This window comes from Photobacterium angustum (assembly GCF_002954615.1).
Lineage (GTDB): Bacteria > Pseudomonadota > Gammaproteobacteria > Enterobacterales > Vibrionaceae > Photobacterium > Photobacterium angustum_A.
This window is the reverse complement of the sequence record NZ_MSCJ01000001.1, coordinates 494604-515684: the sequence shown is the minus strand read 5'-3', so window position 1 is coordinate 515684 and position 21081 is coordinate 494604. Positions and strand designations below refer to the sequence as shown.

17 protein-coding genes are annotated in these 21081 nt (G+C 41.1%); 6 read left to right on the top strand and 11 right to left on the bottom strand.

Annotated features, from left to right (window positions below; translation table 11 throughout):
• Positions 1–113: 113 nt before the first annotated feature.
• Both BTO08_RS02215 and BTO08_RS02210 read left to right on the top strand, forming a co-directional pair.
• Positions 114–710: a TetR/AcrR family transcriptional regulator gene (locus BTO08_RS02215; RefSeq protein ID WP_105059710.1), complete on the top strand. Its 597-nt coding sequence runs from the start codon at positions 114–116 to the stop codon at positions 708–710.
• A gap of 14 nt (positions 711–724) precedes the next feature.
• Entirely contained in the window at positions 725–2599 is a 1875-nt protein-coding gene (locus tag BTO08_RS02210) for an MFS transporter (RefSeq protein ID WP_105059709.1), read from the top strand.
• A gap of 73 nt (positions 2600–2672) precedes the next feature.
• Here the strand turns inward: BTO08_RS02210 and menE are convergent, their stop codons facing one another.
• The 5 genes from menE to BTO08_RS02185 form a co-directional block, all read right to left on the bottom strand.
• Positions 2673–4109 carry an o-succinylbenzoate--CoA ligase gene (gene menE / locus BTO08_RS02205; protein WP_105059708.1) on the bottom strand — a complete coding sequence of 479 codons (1437 nt, stop codon included), beginning with the start codon at positions 4107–4109 and terminating at the stop codon, positions 2673–2675.
• A complete protein-coding gene (gene menC, locus BTO08_RS02200) occupies positions 4097–5071 on the bottom strand; it encodes an o-succinylbenzoate synthase (RefSeq protein ID WP_105059707.1) in 975 nt (324 codons plus the stop codon). Before menC ends, menE begins: the two co-directional genes overlap by 13 nt.
• Before the next feature lie 89 nt (positions 5072–5160).
• Positions 5161–5970, bottom strand: a complete 810-nt coding sequence (menH, locus tag BTO08_RS02195; protein WP_105059706.1) for a 2-succinyl-6-hydroxy-2,4-cyclohexadiene-1-carboxylate synthase — start codon at positions 5968–5970, stop codon at positions 5161–5163.
• Positions 5954–7681, bottom strand: a complete 1728-nt coding sequence (gene menD, locus BTO08_RS02190) for a 2-succinyl-5-enolpyruvyl-6-hydroxy-3-cyclohexene-1-carboxylic-acid synthase (protein WP_105059705.1) — start codon at positions 7679–7681, stop codon at positions 5954–5956. Before menD ends, menH begins: the two co-directional genes overlap by 17 nt.
• Positions 7672–9009: an isochorismate synthase gene (locus BTO08_RS02185; RefSeq protein ID WP_431356663.1), complete on the bottom strand. Its 1338-nt coding sequence runs from the start codon at positions 9007–9009 to the stop codon at positions 7672–7674. Before BTO08_RS02185 ends, menD begins: the two co-directional genes overlap by 10 nt.
• A 393-nt stretch (positions 9010–9402) precedes the next feature.
• Between BTO08_RS02185 and BTO08_RS02180 the strand changes: the two genes are divergently transcribed.
• The 3 genes from BTO08_RS02180 to BTO08_RS02170 all read left to right on the top strand — a co-directional run bounded on the left by BTO08_RS02180 (position 9403) and on the right by BTO08_RS02170 (position 12716).
• Entirely contained in the window at positions 9403–10617 is a 1215-nt protein-coding gene (locus BTO08_RS02180; RefSeq protein ID WP_105059703.1) for a pyridoxal phosphate-dependent aminotransferase, read from the top strand.
• A gap of 147 nt (positions 10618–10764) precedes the next feature.
• Positions 10765–11349 (top strand): 5'-deoxynucleotidase, encoded by a 585-nt coding sequence (gene yfbR, locus BTO08_RS02175; RefSeq protein ID WP_105059702.1) that lies wholly within the window; start codon positions 10765–10767, stop codon positions 11347–11349.
• Entirely contained in the window at positions 11349–12716 is a 1368-nt protein-coding gene (locus BTO08_RS02170; RefSeq protein ID WP_105059701.1) for an anti-phage deoxyguanosine triphosphatase, read from the top strand. The genes yfbR and BTO08_RS02170 overlap by 1 nt, the downstream gene beginning before the upstream one ends.
• Positions 12717–12766: 50 nt before the next feature.
• Here BTO08_RS02170 and BTO08_RS02165 read toward each other — a convergent pair whose 3' ends face one another.
• The gene (locus BTO08_RS02165) at positions 12767–13378 is read right to left on the bottom strand and encodes a tRNA-uridine aminocarboxypropyltransferase (RefSeq protein WP_005369089.1); all 612 of its coding nucleotides are present in this window, start codon (positions 13376–13378) and stop codon (positions 12767–12769) included.
• A 10-nt stretch (positions 13379–13388) separates the two neighbouring features.
• On the opposite strand from BTO08_RS02165, the gene rrtA reads away from it, so the two are divergent.
• Positions 13389–13961, top strand: a complete 573-nt coding sequence (rrtA, locus tag BTO08_RS02160; protein WP_242446223.1) for a rhombosortase — start codon at positions 13389–13391, stop codon at positions 13959–13961.
• 44 nt (positions 13962–14005) lie between these two features.
• On the opposite strand, the gene BTO08_RS02155 is transcribed toward rrtA, so the two are convergent.
• The 5 genes from BTO08_RS02155 to clpX all read right to left on the bottom strand — a co-directional run bounded on the left by BTO08_RS02155 (position 14006) and on the right by clpX (position 21057).
• Entirely contained in the window at positions 14006–14299 is a 294-nt protein-coding gene (locus BTO08_RS02155; protein ID WP_105059699.1) for a ComEA family DNA-binding protein, read from the bottom strand.
• A 138-nt stretch (positions 14300–14437) separates the two neighbouring features.
• Positions 14438–16330, bottom strand: a complete 1893-nt coding sequence (ppiD, locus tag BTO08_RS02150; protein WP_105059698.1) for a peptidylprolyl isomerase — start codon at positions 16328–16330, stop codon at positions 14438–14440.
• A 398-nt stretch (positions 16331–16728) separates the two neighbouring features.
• A complete protein-coding gene (locus BTO08_RS02145) occupies positions 16729–17001 on the bottom strand; it encodes an HU family DNA-binding protein (RefSeq protein WP_005369098.1) in 273 nt (90 codons plus the stop codon).
• A gap of 219 nt (positions 17002–17220) precedes the next feature.
• Positions 17221–19584 (bottom strand): endopeptidase La, encoded by a 2364-nt coding sequence (gene lon / locus BTO08_RS02140; RefSeq protein ID WP_105061295.1) that lies wholly within the window; start codon positions 19582–19584, stop codon positions 17221–17223.
• Positions 19585–19776: 192 nt separating this feature from the next.
• A complete protein-coding gene (gene clpX / locus BTO08_RS02135; RefSeq protein ID WP_045127750.1) occupies positions 19777–21057 on the bottom strand; it encodes an ATP-dependent protease ATP-binding subunit ClpX in 1281 nt (426 codons plus the stop codon).
• Positions 21058–21081 lie beyond the last annotated feature (24 nt).

The following is a 21081-nucleotide window of genomic DNA, read 5'->3' as shown; positions in this document are numbered from 1 at the left end:
CCTAACAACTATGGTTTCGATTAGATAACAATAACAGTATTGAACATTGTTCTATAATTAAAAACGTTAGTTTTGTAAAATACGATAAGCAAACACATCAAAGAGTAATATCCATGGCAAGAAGAAATGACCATACTCGTGAAGAGTTGGTAAGCATGACACTGGAGCAGGTAAAAAACTTTCTCAATGAGCACCCTCACCATGAGCTAAGTTTACGTAAAGTCGCCGCTATGATTGGTTATGTTCCAAGTACATTAGTGAATGTATTCGGTAACTATAATTTACTGTTACTACACGCAGTTGCCCAAACACTTGATGAATTATCACAAGAAGCACAAACGTGTTTAACTGGGGCAACCAATCCAGAGCAGGCACTTCGTAGTCTCGCCTATTGTTATCTCGACTTTGCAATTGCTCACCCATACCGCTGGCAGTTAATCTTCCAACACACAATGAATGGTGAAGATTTACCAGAATGGCAATCAGATCGAATCAATAACATGACAGGCATGTTGGAATCATTGATTGGTCAAGTTAGCAGTAACATGACTAAAGAAGAAGTACTGGAAACAAGCCGTGTTATTTGGGCTGGTGTTCACGGTATTACACTACTTACTGTTGATGATAAGCTATTTACCTCGACGCCTGTTGACGGCAAAGCACTTATTGATAATCTTTTAAATACTTATCTAAATAAGTGGAAACAGTAATAGAGATAGCGTAAATGACCACAAAGCCCCAATCGAGTCTTCTAACCAAGCGGCGTTTCTTGCCGTATTTTTTAACGCAGGCACTTGGGGCATTTAATGATAATGTTTACAAAAATATATTATTAATTCTGATCGCTTACGCTTCTGTTGATAGCCTTCCACTGAGTGCAAATTTACTGATTAACATTGCCGCTGGGTTATTTATTTTACCTTTCTTTTTATTTTCAGCTTCTGCTGGTGTTATTGCCGATCAATACGATAAAGCAATGATCATGCGCCGAGTTAAACTAGCAGAAATTGTTATAATGTGCCTTGCTGCAATAGCCTTCTTCTATCAAAGTTATTCTGCTCTGTTGGTGTTACTCTTTTTAATGGGAACGCAATCAGCCTTCTTTGGCCCTGCAAAATATGCCTTACTGCCCCAGCATTTAAAATCAGAAGAGTTAATATCAGGTAATGCTTTGGTTGAAACAGGCACCTTTCTAGCTATTTTACTTGGCACATTGCTCGCAGGTTTTATTGCCGACAGCCATAACGCCCACTATATTGCAGCTGGTGCCGTGATCTTTTTTGCGATATTAGGCTACCTCACATCCCTTGCTATTCCGAGCGCACCACCTACGGTAAAGAAAGCAACCTTTAAGTGGCAACCGATTAAACAAACTCGTTCAACCATGGCGATTGCACGACAAGACAAAACGATTTTCCAATGTATTTTGGGAATTAGTTGGTTTTGGTTTTTAGGGGCTTGTTATCTTACACAGTTTCCTAATTATGCAAAAATCAGCCTTGGTGGTAATGCTGCCTCTGTCTCTTTCTTACTGATGCTATTTTCTATTGGTATTGCTATTGGCTCAATGTGTTGTGATCGCTTATCTCAACACCGAATTGATCCAGGAATAGTGCCTATTGGTAGTTTAGGGATAACGTTATTTGGCTCAGGTTTATATTTCCTCGCTCCAGCAACTACAGTGCAAACTGAGAGCCTAATAGCGTTTATAACGGCACCAAATCTATGGCCAATCTTTGCGTCATTGCTTTTACTGGGGATTGCTGGCGGTATTTTTATTGTTCCGCTTTATGCCTTAATGCAGCAGCGCTCTAAAGAAGATGAACGTGCACAAATCATTGCAGCAAATAATATATGGAATGCTGTGTTTATGGTTGTCAGTGCTATTTCAGCTATTGTCTTCTTATCTGTTTTAAAGCTTTCCATTCCAGAGTTCTTCTTAATCTTAGCTTCGGTGAATTCATTAGTTGTTGTCTATATCTACTTCCAAGCCCCTGATTTTTTTTGGCGCTTTGTGGTTTGGATGATCACCCATACGATGTATCGTGTAAAAAAACAGAATTTGAATAATATTCCTAAACAAGGTGGTGTGTTACTTGTCTGTAATCATGTCAGCTACATGGATGCTTTATTGTTAGCAGGCAGCTGCCCACGCCCTATCCGCTTTTTGATGGACCGTGATATATATAACCTGCCACTGGTCAAATCGTTCTGTAAAGCATGTAAGGCGATTCCTGTCGATGCGAATGACCGTGCATCTATTCGTAATGCTTTTTCAAAAGTGTCAGAACATTTGGATAATGGCGATATTGTTTGTGTTTTCCCAGAAGGACAGCTCACCTTTGATGGTGAAATAGCCCCGTTTATGCGTGGCATTGATTTAATCATTAAACGTTCGAATGTCACGGTGATCCCCGTGGCATTGCAGGGACTATGGGGGAGCTATTTTAGTCGAGAGGGTGGCGTTGCATTATTAAAATGGCCCAAACGTTTCTGGTCACAAGTCACTATCGTCGCTGGGGAATGTCTGTCTTCCCAAGAGGCAAATAGCCAATTGTTATATCAACAAGTGACACAATTACGTGGCGATAGAAAATAACGTTCTTCTTAGTTAGGTTCTAACTAGCAAATAGATTAAAAAGGCGAAGCTAGATATTAGCTTCGCCTTTTTATTATTGCTTAGATAACCAGTTGGCTAATTTCGTCCGAGAGAGTTTTATCCCTTGATAAATATCGCCATCAGGTAAATCGAGGTAACGAATTGGACGCTTAAACGCAGCCACTTTATCTGCCATATAAGTCATCACATGATCAATAAATACCGCATCCATCGGGCAAGTTGTTTTCACAATAGCAACCGGTCGTTGACCAAAGTCATAATCATCAATGGGTAAAACAACAGCTTGTTCTATCTCTGGATACTGTAACAGTACCGCTTCAATATCTTCTGGTTGAACATTCTCTCCACCAGAAATAAACATGTTATCTGCGCGACCATGAATAAATAGCTCATCATCGTGCCACTCCCCCATGTCTTTGGTTGCAAACCATTCCCCATCGTGGCCATGGTTATCTAAAATAGAAAAAATAGTATGGTTACGGTAATACCCCAAGCACAAGCTTTTACCTCGAACTAAGATCTCACCATCACGTAAAAGTAATTCTCTATTTGGTAATACGTTACCAACACCACTACTCTCATTCGCTTGTTTAGCCGATATTGTTGATGCCATTTCCGTCATGCCGTAACCACACCAACAACCAATACCAGCACTGTGCGCTTTATTAGTGAGAGTAACAGGAATATGTGCGCCACCTAATAACACTTGTTTTAGCATCATCGATGATGGTGTTGCAGTATTATCAATACTATCGAGTAAACGTTGTAATTGAGTAGGTACTAATGATGCGTGAGTCACCCAATGCAATGCTTGCTGCTGCTGCGCTTTATCGACAATGACTAAACATGCTCCGCGATATAACCAACGCCATACAATCGCTAAACCCGAAATGTGGAATAACGGTAATGACAATAACCAACTGTCTTCTGCTGTGAATGCCATTTGACTTAGCAAGCCAGAAGCACTCGCTAAATGTGACTCGGCATTATGAACCACCGCCTTAGGTACACCCGATGAACCTGATGTTAATGTCAGTGTCATTGGGCGATGCTCTTGCCATGTCACAGGTACCATACGTGCGACAGCGGGGAATTGCAGAACAATATGTTGCCCAGTTAGTGCTGTTATATCATGTTCACTATCCGACCAAATATAGTCATTATCGAGTATCACTAACTGTTGCTGTAATTCAGTAGAAGACAACTTCGGGTTTAACCCTACATAGCGTGCCCCCACTCGAAAAATAGCAAGCATCAACCATAATACTTGAATCGAATTATCAGCGATTACGGCCACAAGTTGATCACGCTTAACGCCCTGCTCAACTAGGCCTTGTGCATAATCATCAACGTTTGAAGATACATCAGCCCACGTGTACGTTTGTGCATCATGCTCTTTATCACCTAAAGAGATGGCTATATCTGATGGGCGTTCTGCAGCCCATCGCTGCCAAGGCCATGTTAGAAAATCGTGTTTTATTTCTGCCATACTAGGTCTAATTCTGCTAAAGAGATCATTGGAAGTTCACTATCCGGCCAAGGTGTCACCAATTGTGCTTTAAACAACTGCATGGTATCTAGACCGGGGATAACATTGGGTGTTTGCCACTGGGCGAAACGCGCTAACTGATTTAATCCTAGGCTTGATTCTAAACTTGAACTAATCACTGCCGTTAACCCTACCGCTTGAGCTTGTTCCACCAGCTCGATACAACGGGCTAAGCTACCAGTTAGTGTGGGCTTGATAATAATTGCAGCAACACCTGGTTGTGCTTTTACTTCAAAGTGAGGCTCGCGGACAGTTTCATCCCAAGCAATATTAATACCTGTTTGCTCTGCAAAAATCAGGCTGTCTTGAGGATCAATACAAGGCTCTTCTAAAAACGCGATCCCTTGCCGATTTTCAGGTTTCACATATTTAGCAAATTGCTGTGCTTTAAGCGGTGTCCATTTACGGTTAGCGTCTAAACGTAACTGAACCTCAGGGATCGCTTCAATAAACATATTAGCGACAATACCATCACGCACCGCTTCATACATACCGACTTTAATTTTAGCGACTTTATCACCCTTTTCGGTATTTAAACGTTCAATCAACTCGTCAGGATCACCTGAGCATAATGGTGCTACCGCATAGTTTGCAGTAAGAGGTAACTCTCCCGCTAACTCTGCCATTGCACAACTAAAACCAAAGGCAACAGAGGGATAAGCATCGTTTATATGGATGTCTTGGTCCTCAAGCCAAAGTTCAAGTAGTTGTTTTGTTTGATCTAACGCTTGCTCTAGCGTTTCATTGCTAAACTCAGGCAGTGGCGCTATTTCACCTACACCAACGTTGTCACCTTGAATAAGTTCGACAACCAAACCTTCACGCGTTACTAAACGTTGATCACGTAAAATAACACCAGAATCCATCGGTAACTGATATCGATATAACTTAACGCTGCGCATTCTTGATAACCTTTAATTAATACCAGAGCATAAAACACGCTAAACCTTAGTCTAACGGCATATTAAATCACTTTAATTACAATGGCTCGTTACAACTTTTGAATAAAAGCAGATAAGGCAGATGTAAATGCATGTGGTTGTTCTACATGAATATTATGCCCAGCATCAGGGATCACTTCTACGCTTAGCTCTGATTGCATAGCGATCTGACGAAATTTTGCATCATATTCACCACAAACATAACGAACAGGTAATTTTAAGTTTTGTAGCGGTGTGAGTAATAATGGTTGTTTAGATAATGACGTTGCTAGCAACATATTCGCGACACCTTGCCCAAGGTTATCACTACGTTTAGCGACTAAGCTTTGTCTTTGGTCATGGTTCAGTGATGAAAAAACAGTTTGTTGATACCAATCATTCAGCACTGAAATAAGAGATTGTTGAGAAAAACGTGCAGCCCATGCTTTATCATTATCAAGACGCGCCGCACGGTCTGAAAGCGGTAATCCAAAGTGCCCACCTTCTAAAAAGATACCTTGCAACCTTAGCCCACGCTCCGTGGTACTCTCATTTGCTAATTGCGTTGCCAGATACATAGCAAGTCGCGCACCTAACGAATACCCCACCATCACGAAACGTTGAACACCACGATGTTCCAACGTTTTCAGTATCGCCTGATAACTCTGTTTGAAGCCAATATCAGACTCATCGAGTGGCATAGATACTGACGCACTAAAGCCGTGCCCAGGCAGATCGATTGCTACACAACAATAGTGATGCATTAGTGCTGAAGTAATTAATCGCCAATCCCGCCCTGAGCCTAATAGCCCATGAAGAAAAACAATCACGGGTTGGCTTGCTTGCGGGCGTTTTCCAAATACTTCAGAGTAAAGACGCACGTTTTACCTCAGAAAAGATCTCTTTTAACATCTGCCCTGCTTCTCCAGCCGGCGTTTTAATTTCGATGATCGTTGTCTGGTTAACTTGTTGTGCATTCACTACCGCAGTTTGGGCTTCAGCGACTGTTGTTGGGCTTTGATAATTCAATTCAAACATAGCAGCAGCATGGCTAAATTCAAAACCATGAGGCATACGATAAAAATCATCTTTTTGCTGCTCTGGTACTGGTAACATATCAAAAATACCGCCACCATCATTATTCGTAACAACCACAACCATAGGTAATGCGGTTTGTTTTAATAATGCGAGAGAATTGAGATCGTATAAAAATGACGTATCGCCTAATAGCATCACTAATGGTGCTTTTCTAGCCCGTTGCACACCAGCAGCTGTTGCTATTAATCCATCAATACCTGATGCACCACGGTTGGTAAATGTCGCTGTTGTTGGTAAATCACCAAACATATCTAGCAGTCGAACAATCATGCTATTACCGAGAAACAGCTCAGAATCAGGTGCGAGCCAATCTCTCAATAATGTCGCTAATGACATTTCAGATAAATCGTCACATTGTTGCTTCGCTATTTCACGATAACGCTTAGACGCGCCCACTAACGGTAATGCCCATCCACTATGTGGTGATGTTTTTTCATCAAGAAGCGCTGCACAAGTCCACGCGCTCACATTCGCTTGAATACGAGAACCAGAATGATTATGAGGGTCTAGACGTCCTTGTTGTGGGTCGATTAACCAATAATCATCCCACGGCTGATCACCAATAAACTGTAATAAACGTTTAGAAACAATACGTGCACTAAATTGCAGTAACACTTGTGCTTGAGACAAAACTTCAGCACAGGCTGGATTTTGTAACCAACCATCAAATCCCGCATATTCGCTGGAGCCTCCAGCTTGAGGATCGACCAATAACGGCCAGCCTAATCGGGCTGCTAACGCTTTAACATCAGCAAGTTCATTGGGCGCTAATTTACCCGCTACAATTACGCCTTTTTTATCGCACAACCGCTGCCATTGCACTGAATCAATGACGATATCAGAGCTAGTTGCTTGTTGATGTTGGCAATACGGTAATTCTGTTGCCTGCCACTTTTTAACTGGCGCTAGATAGGCCGAAAAATCTACCACCTCACCATATAGCGGCTCAGGGTAATGGCAATTTAAATGGATGGCACCGCCACGTAACTGCTGTTGATGCATCAACTCATCAACCACGCCTAATAACCAATTAGGAGAGATATCAAGTGTAGGGGCTGGTAGATCAACAAACTCGGTTACATGCTGCGAAAAAATACCATGCTGACGAATAGCTTGATTTGCGCCACATTGCAGTAATTCAACAGGACGATCTGAGGTTAACAGCACTAATTTTTCTTTTGTTAACCCAGATTCAGCAACGGCAGGTAATAAATTAGCGACCGCTGTGCCTGATGTCACAATCACCGCGACGGGGGTTTGCGATGCTTTGGCTAAACCTATTGCGAGAAAGCCTAAACCGCGTTCATCAAAGTGAGTGTGAATAGTCAGTTTGGGCTGTTTTGCTGCCGCTAACGTCAATGGTGTTGAACGAGAGCCTGGTGCAATACAAACATGCTGAACGCCTTGTCGAACTAACTCTTCAAGTATCAGCTCAGCCCAACAACTATTTAATGCAGCCCTATAAGCAAGACTATTAGATAAGGTTAATTGCATGATGCGCTTTTATACTCCATTTCAGCAGCTAACGAACGATCCGTCTCTTGCTCAAATAAACTACAGAGTGTTGATGTTTTTCGATCAAGCTCTTTCCATTCACTTTCTGCAACTGAGCCCGGTACAATGCCAGCTCCTGCAAATAAATGGACTTCACCCTCAATAATTAATGCACTACGAATAGCCACACAAAACTCACTATGCTGCTGGCTAATATAACCCACCGCACCACTATACCAACCGCGAGAAAAAGGTTCGTTTTCAGCTATAAAATGAAGAGCAGGATCACGAGGTAATCCAGCAATCGCAGCCGTTGGTTGTAAGTTATCTAATAAATCCGCACTAAAGACACCACTATTTAATTCAGCATCAATGCTTCGCTTTAAGTGCTGGACTTTACGTAGTTGAACCAACTCAGGGGTTTGAGACACATTCATCGATTGGCTACATGGCACTAATCGATTAACAATATCATCAACCACTAAACGATTTTCGTAGCGATTTTTATTATCAGACAATAGCCATTGTGCTAATTGCTGATCTTCAACATCATCTTTACCACGACCAATCGTACCCGCTAACGCTTCGGTTTGAATTGCATGTTCATGACGTTGAAATAACCGTTCTGGCGTTGAGCCCATAAAGCCATGCTTTTCATCGAGCGCCAATAAAAAGTGAAAACTATTGCTGTTATTAGCACAGCTAGCTTTCAGTAATTGGGCGGGAGATACGGGTTTATCTAGCTGCAACGTTGTTCGTCGAGCGAGCACTACTTTTTCAAATTCTTTATTTTCAATCGCATCTAACGCTCGTGTCAGCATATTTGACCAACCAGAAAAATCCGGCGTATTACTGCGATTTAAAATTTTACTGTGAATGCCACTGATCAACGATGTATCAAACATCAATTGTTGTAATGCCGTCACAATACGTACACGATCTTCACCAATATTAACCGCAATGTGCCATTCATTATCCAGACGACTTAATTCAAGTAGCGGTAAAAAGAAAAAGGAAGAGAGACAACGTTTATTTCGCTCTGTTCTTCCATCAAAAGATCGCCCGCCCCAAATTCGCTGCTCATTTGAAATAACTTTCTCAGCAGCTTTAGGTTCAGTAAATGTTTTTATTTGGCCTAGCGCGACAACCTCTTCTCGGCAATTACGTGATTGCCAATAGAATTTAGGATACAAAGCTTGTGTATCCATCCAATCAATCAGGTCGATATGTTTTGGTAAATCTAATTTAACCAATATACGCTGGGTTGTTGCAGATGCTTGCTCTAATTTAGCAATTAATCGTTCAACGGCTTGTTGTAACGCAGTCAAGATAACCTCGCTCAGCTCTATTACACCAATACGGCTCATCCCTGGCTGAAAGATATATATGTCACTCTCTTCGACATATTTTCTTTACTAAGAATAGACACTTATTCCCTAAAAGAGAGAGAATAACTACTAATTCTCTTAGTAAAGAAGAATGATGTACCATTCTACCTCACAAGAAAGCATCTGACTAATGAAGTAACACATTTGTATTACTTACCTAACTAGCAGAAACCTCTATTCAACTTTGCTTATTGTAGCTAAACACGCCTTTTTCATTCTGCCAAAATAAAATAAAACACTCTTTTACATAATTATCTTCTAAAAGGTGTTCCTATCTCCCTCTTTTATAGTGTAATTTGTGGTTATACCTAATAATCATCAGGAAAGCCTCATATGCAAAAATTCGGGATGTCATCCAAGCTTAATAATGTTTGCTATGACATACGTGGTCCCGTTCTGAAACACGCTAAGCGTATGGAAGAAGAAGGACAAAAAATACTCAAACTAAACATCGGTAATCCAGCGCCGTTTGGTTTTGATGCCCCTGATGAAATTCTCGTGGATGTGATCCGTAATCTACCAACATCCCAAGGTTACTGTGATTCAAAAGGTATTTATTCTGCGCGTAAAGCCGTTGTTCAACACTACCAAAAGCGCGGCTTACTTGATCTTGATGTCGAAGATGTTTATATCGGTAACGGTGTCTCTGAATTAATCGTTATGGCAATGCAAGCACTGCTAAACCATAAAGATGAAATATTGGTTCCATCACCTGATTACCCATTATGGACCGCTGCGGTCTCACTATCTGGTGGTACACCCGTCCACTACACGTGTGATGAACAATCAGATTGGTATCCAGATCTTGATGATATAAAGAAAAAAATCACACCAAATACTCGCGGTATTGTATTAATCAATCCAAATAACCCGACGGGTGCGGTATATAGCCGAGATTTTCTGATCGAAGTGGTTGAAATTGCACGTCAGCATGACTTGATTATTTTCGCCGATGAGATCTACGACAAAATTCTATACGATGGTGCACAACATACCTCTATTGCTCCATTAGCAGAAGATGTAGTTTGTGTAACATTCAATGGCCTTTCAAAGTCATACAGAGTGTGTGGTTTCCGTGCAGGTTGGATGGTCATTTCAGGGCCAAGACACCGCGCTAAAGGTTACATCGAAGGGTTAGAAATGCTGTCATCAATGCGTTTGTGTGCCAACGTACCAATGCAGCATGCCATTCAAACCGCATTAGGTGGTTACCAAAGTATTAATGAATTAATCTTGCCGGGTGGACGTCTGCTCGAACAGCGCAATAAAGCTTATGATCTATTAACTCAAATCCCTGGAGTTTCTTGTGTTAAGCCAAAAGGCGCGTTGTATCTATTTCCGAAATTAGATCAGAAGAAATTTAATATTCAAGACGACCAAAAAATGGCAATGGACTTTTTACTACAAGAGAAAGTGCTTGTTGTACATGGAACCGGATTTAACTGGAAACAACCGGATCACTTCCGCATTGTAACCTTACCCCATGTCGATGATCTTGAACTGGCAATGGGACGCTTAGAACGCTTCTTACATAGCTATCGTCAATAGCCTTTACAAACAATTTTTAAGCCTCGGTAAGCCGGGGCTTTTTATTAACTAAAAGCTGTCAATATTTCCCTAACTTCTGTTACCTTTAGTGCATAACATCTATAAGTGCTGATCATCAGCACATTTAGTTTAAGAGAATTGGTCATCATGGAAAAAAGTCATTTCTTCGCTCACCTTGCTCGTATGCGTTTAATTCAACGCTGGCCATTAATGCGAAGTGTCGAAACTGAAAATATCTCCGAGCACAGCCTTCAAGTTGCTTTTGTCGCTCATGCACTTGCGTTAATTAAAAATCGAAAATTTGGTGGGAATCTAAACCCTGAACGTATCGCGCTGCAAGGTATGTTTCACGATGTTAGTGAAGTACTCACAGGTGATATGCCAACCCCAATAAAATACTACAACCCTGCAATTGCTGAAGAATATAAGAAAATCGAATTAGCAGCAGAACAACGACTTATTTCTATGCTTCCTGAAGAATTTCAGGATGATTATGCCTCTCTGCTTGATAGCCATAAAATTGATGCTGAAAATGCAGCTATTGTTAAACAAGCCGATACATTATGCGCTTATATAAAATGCCTTGAAGAACTCAGTGCAGGGAACCATGAATTTACTCGAGCGAAGAAAAGATTGGAAGAAACTCTTGAGCAACGCAAAACACCTGAGATGACCTATTTTCTTGAGACATTCGCTGATAGCTTTAATCTTACTTTGGACGATATTAGTTAATGACAGAATTTACTATCTCACCAGCATGGGAAGAGCGCTTTTATAACGAACAAAAAATGCGTCGTGATGATCATCGTTCAGCTTTTCAGCGCGATCGAGCCCGAATTCTTCATTCTGCCGCCTTTCGTCGTTTACAAGCAAAAACTCAAGTCCATGGCGCTGGTAATCACGACTTCTATCGGACTCGACTCACCCACTCGCTAGAAGCATCTCAAATCGGTACAGGGATTGTTGCACAACTCAAATTAAAACAACCTGAGTTTAAATCATTACTCCCTTCAACAAGTTTAATGGAAAGTTTGTGCTTAGCACATGATATCGGTCACCCACCATTTGGTCATGGCGGTGAAGTCGCTTTAAATTACATGATGCGAAATCATGGCGGCTTTGAAGGGAACGCACAAACTTTTCGAATCGTAACCTTACTGGAACCTTATACCGAAGGGTATGGTATGAACCTCGCAAGACGTACCTTGCTTGGTTTACTAAAATACCCAGCCCTACTCAGTGAAACTACCGCTCCAGAGCGCGCACCTGATGTCGTGAACTTTCGTCACCTTAAAGCAAAAGACTGGTATCCCGCTAAAGGCTTATATGTGGACGATAAAAAGGTCTTTGACTGGGTATTAAGCCCGTTATCAGACAAAGATAAAGCCCTCTTTGCGCAAATGCGTTGTGAGCGTTTATCGCCACGAGAGCCCTGTAAGACACGTTTTAAATCATTAGATTGTTCAATCATGGAGTTAGCTGATGACATTGCATACGGTGTCCATGATTTAGAAGATGCCATCGTAATGGGGATTGTGACACGTGATGATTGGCAAGAAGCTGTTGCCTCAAAAATAGCCGAATGTGGTGATCCATGGCTAGAAGAACGTATTGGTGATATCAGTGAGCTTATGTTTGCTAGCCATCATCAGCGTAAAGATGCCATTGGAGCGTTAGTCAATGGTTTGCTCACCTCTATAACCATTAGCCCTACGATTCAAAACGGTACTGATTTTTTTGATGAGCCATTATTACAATGGAATGCCTTTTTATCCGAGCCTATGGAGCGCGCTTTAGAGGTGCTTAAACAGTTCGTAAGTATCTATGTGGTAAAAAAACCGGAGATACAGCTGTCTGAATATAAAGGGCAACAATTGATCATGGAGCTCTTTGAAGCTTTTGCTTCTGATCCCGAAAGATTGTTACCAGATAATACTCGCTTGCGGTGGTTAGAAGCTAAAGAGCTGGGTGATAACGAGCTTAGGATCATTGCCGATTACATTTCAGGCATGACGGATGGGTTCTCTCAACGTCTTTATAGTACGTTATTCTTACCTACCTCTGAAACAGGTATCAGCAATAATGGTTATGGTTTTTAATCATTAACCGGTGAATATAAAGGGAGCCCATGCTCCCTTTTGTGTGCCAACTAACCCTTATAGTTTTTATCAAATACGCCGGGCGGCATTTGTTGAATTTGAAAATTAATCATATTTTCAAACGCATCAAGCAATGGCTGAAGGTTTAAAGATGCAGGCTCTAACACTGATAATGCTAAAAACCCCGCCTCAACCGTTGATACCCCCTGCTCTTTTGGCGATTTTCGAATACGATAGTTTCCAGTCTCAACATTATCTAAATGGACTAGCGGTAACTGATGTAAATTGGTCGATAGTTGCCACATTTTATAGGCTTTCTTCCAAGTCCCATCAAGCAAAATAATCACGTTTTTGCGAGACGGCAGAGCCTGCTCTACTACATCAGATAGTGCTGTCGCACGTTCTCCTGGGTAAACCACATAAACATCACGTTCGGAATCAGCTAAAGCAGCATTTAATTCCTCATGCTGCGAAAAATCTTCACCTACCCAAAGTCGGCTATTGGGTAAAGAAAGTGATAGTATTCTTGCAGTACCAATTGCTCGTTTAACTTCTGATGGATGTTGTAAAATCCATAACTCTGTTTGAGTTGCAATAGGTTTAATCCAGTGGCAAATGCAGGCTTTGTTTGCTTTACCACAGTTATCACAGTACCGACTCATTGAGGTTGCCTTGTCTATTCGAAATTATATTGTTATTGCGATAATCATGATGGTTATAGCTCAATTACCACAATGTCAGCCATTATTAGTTTGGGATCGCCAAGAAATTATTAATGGCGAATTATGGCGGATCCTATCAGGAAATTTCACGCATACCAATTGGGTGCATCTTGCAATGAATGCTAGCGCCTTTGCAATCATTAGCTATATTTTCCGTGTCCATTTTAATGCTAAAGCTTATAGCCTATTGATCTTAACTTTATCGTTCACTATAGGCATTGGGCTCTTTGCTACCAATATTACTTGGTATGCGGGTTTTTCAGGTGTCCTACATGGCATCTTCGCTTGGGGTTGTATTCGTGATATCCAATCAAAAACGCGGGGGGGATGGCTCTTACTCCTCGGGCTCATCTCCAAGATCTGTTGGGAACAATACTTTGGGGGCTCTGTAAGCTCTGAAGAATTGATTGGAGTACGTGTAGCAACTGAAGCCCATTTGATTGGTGCAACCACAGGCATACTGTGTGCCTTACTTATCAAGCAAAAAATCAACTCTCAAGTCGAATATAATCAATTTAAATGACTATCAATATACGGGAGCATGCTAGCTCCCGTTACAGTTAATAATTACAATTCAATACGTTTTCTATTTTTATCAACAGTCGCCTCACCGATCCCTTTCACTTTTGTTAAATCGTCGACGCTCGCAAATTTACCATTCACTTTTCGATAATTAATAATCGCTTGTGCTTTCTCAGCTCCAATGCCAATTAGTAATGTATCTAACTGCTCAACATTAGCAGTATTAATATTAATTTTTATATCAATACCTTCATGCATGTTGTCAGCAGCGTGACTTAAAGGGACGAGTGCTAATCCACCCGCTAGCGTAATGGCTTTAAACAAGCGATATGAGTACATATTTGTATCCTTTAATGGTATGAGTGTTTAAAAAGGATAAAAAGAAAAGAAGGACGATGAGGGGATTATTTAAAAATAAAAGATAAAAAAACGACGGGCCGCACAATGGCGGCCCGTTAATAGAAATGTAAATTTCAATTAGTTTGCTGGCTTGTCCAACATTGGGTAAGTCACTTTCGCTGACTCACGTAATGTCTGAAGCGTTGCTGATAGATCTTGTTGAGCAAACATATTCTCAACTTGAGTTGCAAACTGAGTATCAACATCATCTTTCGATGACGCAACATTCACAACTTTATCTAATGCAATGATTTCAACATTACCTTTGTTGTCACGTGTCATACCATAAGACACTTTACCGTCTTTTGGTTTAGGTAGTGTAAACGCAACACGTGCCACATTAGCATCAGGACCTGAACGAGTTATGGTTTGATCACCAGAGAAGCTTAAGCCATCTTTTGCTACAACATCTGACTTACCGTCACGTAGTGCAGCAATGATTGAATCAGCTTTCTCAGTTGCTTGCTTCTCACCTTTTTGTTGAGCGAGTAGTGTTTTCACTTTGGCTTCAACATCGGTAAATGGCAGCACTGATTCAGGGCGTGCATCATCAACACGAACAACAACAACATGCTCTGGTGCTATCTCAATCACATCAGAATTCATACCGTCGTCATGAACCTCAGGGCTTTGTAATGCTTCTTGCACTTTCTTATCACTTAACACACCTTTCTCATCTTGTAATGAAATAAAGCCTGTTTTAATGATCTTCGCTTTTACAGCTTCTGCTGCATCATCTAAAGAGTCTGGTGATTCAAATGCCGTTTCAGCTAACTTGCTTTGTAGCTTATAGAATTGCTCAGCTACTTGCTGCTCTTGAAGTTCAGCGACAATGCTCGCTTTCACATCAGTAAAAGATTTAACCTTAGGCTCTTCAATACCATCAAGTAAAATAATGTGGTAGCCAAAAGATGACTTCACAAGGCCAGACATATCACCTGGTTTTGCTAATGAGAATGCTGCTTTTTCAAACGCAGGATCCATCACACCTTTACCGAACCAATCAAGCTTACCGCCATCTTTTGCACTGAAAGTATCATCGGATGATTTCTTCGCAACATCAGCAAAGTTAGCACCAGCTTTCAACTCAGCCAGTAATGCTTCCGCTTTTGCTTTAGAAGCATCGCTATCGCCTTTTACTAAGATATGGCTAACTTGAATCTTCTCAGCAGTGCTGTATTTGCTCTTATGTTCGTTGTAATACGCTTCAGCTTCTTTATCAGTGATCTTAATATTGTTCACTAGATTTTTATCTGACAGTTCAATGTAAGACACTTTTACTTGAGCTGGACGCGTAAACTGCGTTTTATTCTTTTCATAATAAGCTTTAGCTTCTTCATCCGTTACCGTTATTTTATCGGTAAAGTCTGCAAGATTTAGCTTCAAAGTACGAACAACACGCTCTTGTGATTCAAGCTTACGAAGTTCATTCAATTCATTATTAAGTGCGAAGTCACTGCCTTCTAATGCGCTTAAGAATTGTTGACGTAGCATGTCTTTACGGATTGACTCTGCAAATTGCTCTGGAGAAATTCCAGCACGACGTAATGTTAAATTATATTGTTCATTATTGAACACACCGTCAACTTGGAAAGCTGGCATTGCTACAATCGCTTGCTTAACTTGAGCATCACTCACGCCAAGGCCAAGCTCTGTAGCGCGTTGTTCAATCAACTCATCATTTACCATACGTTCAAGCACGCTATTGCGGAATTGCTGTACGTAAGCAGGATCACCCATTAGTGTTGAGAAGTAATCACCTAAACGTTGCTGCATTTGGTTGCGTTGATTTTGATAAGCCTGCTCGAATGCACGCTGACTAATTTCTTTATCATTAACTTTTGCTGCAACTTGCTCATTACCGCCCGCCAGATAACTGCCGACACCAGCAAATACAAAAGAAAAAATAATTAGGCTAAGAATAATCTTAACCCAGATGCTGTTAGCGCCTTCGCGCAATCGCTCCATCATAATTTGCCGTCTCTCCTACTTGTTCGATCTGGCACGGTTTCGAACTACAAATGTGTGCACAAAATATCGGTATCAACGCGATAGCCGAACCATCAATATTATTAAGCCGTTACTGACTAAAACGTAAATAACCTGTTGTATTAGCTTTTAAACTAAAGATAGCACTAACACAATAAGCCACAAAGCGCATAGTATGATAACTTGATACCGATTTGACTAATGAAATGTTCTTTCCATTGGTTAAAAGAATAAATCGCTAGTCAAATAGGCATCATCATAAAGTAAAAAAAGCGCATCAACCGATGCGCCTTTGTTGTACTGGATCAGTATACCCTTTCCAGTAGCAATATTTAAGCCATGATAACATGACAAAACAGTCAGAAAAAACCAACTATTTCTTAGTTAACAGAGTCTTTTAGCGCTTTACCCGGTTTAAAACCAGGTACTTTTGCAGCTGCAATTTGAATTTCTGCACCTGTCTGTGGGTTACGGCCAGTACGAGCTGCACGTTCACGTACAGAGAAAGTACCAAAACCAACCAATGCAACTTGCTCACCGTCTTTCAATGTATCTGACACCGCTTCGATGAATGCGTCTAAAGCACGACCCGCTGATGCTTTTGAAATATCTGCGCTTTCTGCGATTTTATCTACTAGTTGAGTTTTGTTCACGATTAAATCCCCTTAATGAACTTGCCTACCCGTAACTCGTCACTGAGACGCTGTGAATAGTAGACAATAAATTGTTTCTAGACCTGATTGTATTGATAGAAACTTAACAGGCCTTAATAATACATCGCTTAGCGCGGATTAGAGTTAACTTATAGCCAGACAAAAAAACGCTGACAAGGACTTTTGTCTTTGAAAGCGTTTTTTATTTAGGTAATTTTGCTACAGGTCACTATTTTGAGCATTTACTAGCTCAATACCTGTTGGATTATTCTGAAGTGCAACAGTTAACACTTCATCAATCCAACGTACTGGGCGTACTTCCAAGTCGGCGATTACGTTCTCTGGGATCTCTTCCAAATCACGCTCGTTCTCTTTTGGAATAAGCACTGTTTTAATGCCACCGCGGTGTGCTGCTAATAGTTTTTCTTTCAAACCACCGATAGGTAAAACTTCACCACGAAGTGTAATTTCACCCGTCATAGCCACATCAGCACGAACAGGGTTACCCGTTAGGCTAGATACAAGTGCTGTACACATTGCAATACCCGCACTTGGGCCATCTTTCGGTGTCGCACCTTCAGGTACGTGCACGTGAATATCACGTTTTTCGTAGAAATCAGCTGCAATACCTAAACGCTCAGCACGAGAACGTACCACCGTCATTGCCGCTTGAATCGACTCTTGCATCACATCGCCGAGTGAACCGGTATAAGTTAACTTACCTTTACCTGGCATAGACTCTGTTTCAATGGTTAATAAGTCACCACCTACTTCCGTCCACGCAAGTCCTGTCACTTGACCAATCCGATTACTTTCGTCAGCTTTACCGTAGTCGCAACGCTGAACACCTAAGTAATCTTTTAAATTATCTTGGCTGATTTCAACGTGTTTAATGTCTTTATTAAGTAAAATTTCTTTCACTGCTTTACGGCAAAGTTTAGATATTTCACGCTCAAGGCTACGAACACCCGCTTCACGTGTGTAGTAACGAATGATGCCAATAATCGCAGAATCATCAACAGTCAACTCACCCGCTTTTAAACCATTACGTTTAATTTGCTTATCAAGTAAATGGTTCTTAGCAATGTTTAGCTTTTCATCTTCGGTATATCCCGATAGACGAATAACTTCCATACGGTCAAGCAATGGACCTGGGATATTCATCGAATTAGATGTAGCGACGAACATCACATCAGATAAATCATAATCAACTTCTAAGTAGTGATCATTAAATGCGCTGTTTTGCTCAGGATCTAGCACTTCTAGCAACGCTGAAGCCGGATCGCCTCGCATATCTGATGACATTTTATCAATTTCATCCAATAGGAAAAGTGGGTTTTTCACCTCTACTTTCGCCATTTTCTGAATTAATTTACCCGGCATAGAACCAATATAAGTACGGCGGTGACCACGAATTTCCGCTTCATCACGCACACCACCTAATGCCATACGAACATACTTACGGCCCGTTGCCGCAGCGATCGATTGACCTAGAGAGGTTTTACCAACACCAGGAGGACCAACTAAACATAGAATTGGGCCTTTTAGCTTGTTTACACGGCTTTGTACTGCGAGATACTCAAGAATGCGTTCTTTCACACGCTCAAGACCATAATGATCGGCATTAAGCACTTCTTCGGCTTTTGCAAGGCTCTTCTTCACTTTAGAGCGCTTGTACCAAGGAACACTTAACATCCAATCAATGTAACCACGAACAACGGTTGCTTCCGCTGACATTGGTGACATCATTTTTAACTTTTGCAGTTCTTGCTCGGTTTTTTCACGAGCTTCAGCTGGCATTTTAGATTCTTCAATCTTTTTCTTTAGCGCTTCAAACTCATCTGGCGCATCATCAAGCTCACCCAATTCTTTTTGGATAGCTTTCATTTGCTCATTTAAGTAATACTCACGCTGAGATTTTTCCATTTGCTTCTTAACGCGTCCGCGGATACGTTTTTCAACTTGAAGCAAATCAATCTCTGATTCCATCATTGCCATTAAGAACTCTAAACGTTCTGTAATATCAACGATTTCTAATACTTTTTGCTTATCAGCCAATTTAAGAGGCATGTGCGCAGCAATAGTATCTGCTAGGCGTGCCGCTTCATCGATACCGTTAAGTGAAGTTAATACTTCAGGCGGGATCTTTTTATTTAGCTTGATAAAGCCTTCAAACTGACTGATAGCGGTGCGAACAAGTACTTCTTGTTCACGCTCATCCATTTCAGGCGTAACCAAATATTCAGCATGAGCAGTAAAGAACTCATCATCAGCTAAATCTTCAACTTTGGCACGTTGTTGGCCTTCAACTAAGACTTTTACGGTACCGTCAGGTAACTTCAATAGCTGTAAAATAGTTGCAACAGTACCGACATCATAAAGATCAGTGATTGACGGTTCATCTGTCGCTGCTTCTTTTTGGGCAACCAACAGAATCTGTTTATTGTTCTCCATTGCCGATTCTAGGCAACGAATAGATTTTTCCCGTCCCACAAACAATGGAATAACCATATGAGGGTACACCACCACGTCACGTAGTGGCAGAACCGGGATCTCAAGGCGCTCAGAACGCTCCAGGTTCATATTCATCTCTCTTCCTGTCAATACTAATCGTATTAAGTAACTGATTGAGTCACTTACTTAATACGACTAGAAAGTTAGCTTATATTGAGTATATGGGGGTAAAACATGATTATTCAACGAAAGAAGTAACAGAAAATAAAAAAGGAGGCTTATGCCTCCTTTTTTTAGCCTTTATGTGCACTTATTAGACACTTACTCAGCTGCAGCTGCTGGTGCTTCCGTGTTTTCATAAATCAGTAGAGGCTCAGATTCACCTTTAATTACTGACTCATCGATAACAACTTTACTTACACCTTGCTGAGACGGCAGCTCATACATAGTATCAAGTAGTACAGCTTCCACAATAGAACGTAGGCCACGAGCACCTGTTTTACGCTCCATTGCTTTACGTGCAATAGCAACCAGTGCATCATCACGAAACTCAAGTTCAACATTCTCGAGCTCTAATAACGCAGCATACTGTTTAGTTAGTGCGTTCTTAGGCTCACGAAGGATCTGAACTAGTGCTTCTTCGTCAAGCTCACCTAATGTTGCAGTTACTGGTAGACGACCGATAAATTCCGGAATTAAGCCGTATTTAACAAGATCTTCAGGCTCAACTTTTTCAAACAGATCACTTAATGTATCTGTTTGGTCTTTTGAACGCACTTCTGCGCCAAAGCCAATACCAGTACCTGTTGCTACACGCTGCTCAACAACTTTATCTAGGCCGGCAAATGCACCACCACAGATAAATAGGATCTTAGAAGTATCAACCTGTAAGAATTCTTGTTGAGGATGCTTACGACCACCTTGTGGTGGCACAGATGCAACAGTACCTTCAATCAACTTCAGTAATGCTTGCTGTACACCTTCACCAGATACATCACGAGTAATCGATGGGTTATCTGATTTGCGAGAAATCTTATCGATTTCATCAATGTAAACAATACCACGTTCAGCTTTCGCCACGTCGTAATCACATTTCTGTAGCAATTTCTGGATAATATTTTCTACGTCTTCACCCACATAACCCGCTTCAGTCAGCGTGGTTGCGTCAGCCATCGTAAATGGAACATCTAACATTCGTGCTAGTGTTTCAGCTAATAGCGTTTTACCACTACCAGTAGGGCCGATAAGTAAGATGTTACTCTTACCTAGTTCAACACCTTCACTAGTTGTATCGCCATTACGTAGACGTTTGTAGTGATTATATACCGCAACAGCTAGCACTTTTTTCGCATGTGCTTGCCCAATTACGTAATCATCTAGGTTGTTACGAATTTCTTGCGGAGTCGGCAGTTCATCGCCATCGCGTTTAGGCATCACTTCTTTAATTTCTTCGCGAATAATATCGTTGCATAAATCAACGCATTCATCACAAATATAAACAGAAGGGCCTGCAATCAGCTTGCGAACTTCATGCTGACTTTTACCGCAGAAAGAGCAATACAATAGCTTACTGCTACCACTCTCTTTTCGCTTATCTGTCATTCGCTAACCTCTTATTGGGGTATT

Bases quoted from the DNA above. Each gene is read 5' to 3' on its own strand.
- BTO08_RS02215 (WP_105059710.1), top strand. From the start codon at position 114: ATGGCAAGAAGAAATGACCATACTCGTGAAGAGTTGGTAAGCATGACA.
- BTO08_RS02210 (WP_105059709.1), top strand. From the start codon at position 725: ATGACCACAAAGCCCCAATCGAGTCTTCTAACCAAGCGGCGTTTCTTG.
- menE (WP_105059708.1), bottom strand. From the start codon at position 4,109: ATGGCAGAAATAAAACACGATTTTCTAACATGGCCTTGGCAGCGATGG.
- menC (WP_105059707.1), bottom strand. From the start codon at position 5,071: ATGCGCAGCGTTAAGTTATATCGATATCAGTTACCGATGGATTCTGGT.
- menD (WP_105059705.1), bottom strand. From the start codon at position 7,681: ATGCAATTAACCTTATCTAATAGTCTTGCTTATAGGGCTGCATTAAAT.
- BTO08_RS02180 (WP_105059703.1), top strand. From the start codon at position 9,403: ATGCAAAAATTCGGGATGTCATCCAAGCTTAATAATGTTTGCTATGAC.
- yfbR (WP_105059702.1), top strand. From the start codon at position 10,765: ATGGAAAAAAGTCATTTCTTCGCTCACCTTGCTCGTATGCGTTTAATT.
- BTO08_RS02170 (WP_105059701.1), top strand. From the start codon at position 11,349: ATGACAGAATTTACTATCTCACCAGCATGGGAAGAGCGCTTTTATAAC.
- BTO08_RS02165 (WP_005369089.1), bottom strand. From the start codon at position 13,378: ATGAGTCGGTACTGTGATAACTGTGGTAAAGCAAACAAAGCCTGCATT.
- BTO08_RS02155 (WP_105059699.1), bottom strand. From the start codon at position 14,299: ATGTACTCATATCGCTTGTTTAAAGCCATTACGCTAGCGGGTGGATTA.
- ppiD (WP_105059698.1), bottom strand. From the start codon at position 16,330: ATGATGGAGCGATTGCGCGAAGGCGCTAACAGCATCTGGGTTAAGATT.
- lon (WP_105061295.1), bottom strand. From the start codon at position 19,584: ATGAACCTGGAGCGTTCTGAGCGCCTTGAGATCCCGGTTCTGCCACTA.
- clpX (WP_045127750.1), bottom strand. From the start codon at position 21,057: ATGACAGATAAGCGAAAAGAGAGTGGTAGCAGTAAGCTATTGTATTGC.